At 50.4% G+C, this 2701-nt stretch carries 2 tRNA genes and 2 rRNA genes; all 4 read left to right on the plus strand.

From position 1 onward, the window contains the following. The first annotated feature begins 141 nt into the window (after positions 1-141). Positions 142-1717: ribosomal RNA gene (locus CK797_RS08985) — 16S ribosomal RNA — on the plus strand. Between the two features lie 86 nt (positions 1718-1803). Then, positions 1804-1878, plus strand: a tRNA-Ile gene (locus tag CK797_RS08990). 5 nt (positions 1879-1883) lie between these two features. Beyond that, positions 1884-1956, plus strand: a tRNA-Ala gene (locus CK797_RS08995). A 164-nt stretch (positions 1957-2120) separates the two neighbouring features. Continuing rightward, positions 2121-2701: ribosomal RNA gene (locus CK797_RS09000) — 23S ribosomal RNA — on the plus strand; the annotation flags it as partial.

A 2701-nucleotide genomic window follows, 5' to 3' on the forward strand; every position in this document is an offset into this window, starting at 1 on the left:
GGTAGACCTTTGAAAACTGAACAAAGTTTTTGACGAACTAAATGTGTAGGGTCTTCAATCACTTCGGTGATTTGAAGCAAAACATTTGCGAAGTCAATTCGCTTAATTAATTTGATTTAGAGCTATTCAAGTTCTTATATTTTATATGAGAGTTTGATCCTGGCTCAGGATGAACGCCGGCGGTGTGCCTAATACATGCAAGTCGAGCGCACTGGCCCAACTGATATGACGTGCTTGCACAGATTTGACGATGGATTACCAGTGAGCGGCGGACGGGTGAGTAACACGTGGGCAACCTGCCCTGGAGCGGGGGATAACATTTGGAAACAGATGCTAATACCGCATAACAATCAAAACCACATGGTTTTGATTTCAAAGATGGCTTCGGCTATCACTCCAGGATGGGCCCGCGGTGCATTAGCTAGTTGGTAAGGTAACGGCTTACCAAGGCGATGATGCATAGCCGAGTTGAGAGACTGATCGGCCACAATGGAACTGAGACACGGTCCATACTCCTACGGGAGGCAGCAGTAGGGAATCTTCCACAATGGGCGCAAGCCTGATGGAGCAACACCGCGTGAGTGAAGAAGGGTTTCGGCTCGTAAAACTCTGTTGTTGAAGAAGAACGTGCGTGAGAGTAACTGTTCACGCAGTGACGGTATTCAACCAGAAAGTCACGGCTAACTACGTGCCAGCAGCCGCGGTAATACGTAGGTGGCAAGCGTTATCCGGATTTATTGGGCGTAAAGCGAGCGCAGGCGGTTACTTAAGTCTGATGTGAAAGCCTTCGGCTTAACCGAAGAAGTGCATCGGAAACTGGGCGACTTGAGTGCAGAAGAGGACAGTGGAACTCCATGTGTAGCGGTGGAATGCGTAGATATATGGAAGAACACCAGTGGCGAAGGCGGCTGTCTGGTCTGCAACTGACGCTGAGGCTCGAAAGCATGGGTAGCGAACAGGATTAGATACCCTGGTAGTCCATGCCGTAAACGATGAGTGCTAGGTGTTGGAGGGTTTCCGCCCTTCAGTGCCGGAGCTAACGCATTAAGCACTCCGCCTGGGGAGTACGACCGCAAGGTTGAAACTCAAAGGAATTGACGGGGGCCCGCACAAGCGGTGGAGCATGTGGTTTAATTCGAAGCTACGCGAAGAACCTTACCAGGTCTTGACATCTTGCGCTAACCTAAGAGATTAGGCGTTCCCTTCGGGGACGCAATGACAGGTGGTGCATGGTCGTCGTCAGCTCGTGTCGTGAGATGTTGGGTTAAGTCCCGCAACGAGCGCAACCCTTGTTACTAGTTGCCAGCATTCAGTTGGGCACTCTAGTGAGACTGCCGGTGACAAACCGGAGGAAGGTGGGGACGACGTCAGATCATCATGCCCCTTATGACCTGGGCTACACACGTGCTACAATGGTCGGTACAACGAGTCGCTAACCCGCGAGGGCAAGCTAATCTCTTAAAGCCGATCTCAGTTCGGACTGTAGGCTGCAACTCGCCTACACGAAGTCGGAATCGCTAGTAATCGCGGATCAGCATGCCGCGGTGAATACGTTCCCGGGCCTTGTACACACCGCCCGTCACACCATGGAAGTTTGTAACGCCCAAAGTCGGTGGCCTAACCATTATGGAGGGAGCCGCCTAAGGCGGGACAGATGACTGGGGTGAAGTCGTAACAAGGTAGCCGTAGGAGAACCTGCGGCTGGATCACCTCCTTTCTAAGGAATAAAACGGAACCTGCACATTGTCAAAACTTTGTTTAGTTTTGAGGGGTTTACCTCAAAACTTACTGAGACGCTTATTTGGGCCTATAGCTCAGCTGGTTTAGAGCGCACGCCTGATAAGCGTGAGGTCGATGGTTCAAGTCCATTTAGGCCCATATATGGGGAATTAGCTCAGCTGGGAGAGCACCTGCTTTGCAAGCAGGAGGTCATCGGTTCGATTCCGTTATTCTCCATTGCCAATCGTGAGGTTGGCACGAGCTTGTACTTTGAAAACTAAATAATATCTAATTTCTTTATTTATTAAAAACAATAAACCGAGAACACCGCGTTATTTGAGTTTTATTAACGAAATAATCGCTAACTCAATTAATTGAGATAACCACGGAGTGGTTATCAAGGTTAAGTTATGAAGGGCGCATGGTGAATGCCTTGGTACTAGGAGCCGATGAAGGACGGGACAAACACCGATATGCTTCGGGGAGCGGTAAGTACGCTTTGATCCGGAGATTTCCGAATGGGGAAACCCAAGCACCTTAGTCGGTGCTTGCTTGACCAGTGAATCTATAGCTGGCAAGCGGTAGACGCAGTGAACTGAAACATCTCAGTAGCTGCAGGAAGAGAAAGAAAATTCGATTCCCTGAGTAGCGGCGAGCGAAAGGGGAGGAGCCCAAACCAGTGAGCTTGCTCACTGGGGTTGTAGGACTGAACATTTGAGTTACCAAAGTGCGACGTAGTCGAAACAGTTGGGAAGCTGTGCCAGAGAAGGTGAGAGCCCCGTAGACGAAACGTCACACCCTCAGTTCAGGATCCTGAGTACGGCGGGACACGTGAAACCCCGTCGGAAGCAGCGAGGACCATCTCGCAAGGCTAAATACTACCTAGTGACCGATAGTGAACCAGTACCGTGAGGGAAAGGTGAAAAGCACCCCGGAAGGGGAGTGAAATAGTTCCTGAAACCATGTGCCTACAAGCTGTCGG

Source organism: Limosilactobacillus pontis (genome assembly GCF_002940945.1).
Lineage (GTDB): Bacteria > Bacillota > Bacilli > Lactobacillales > Lactobacillaceae > Limosilactobacillus > Limosilactobacillus pontis_A.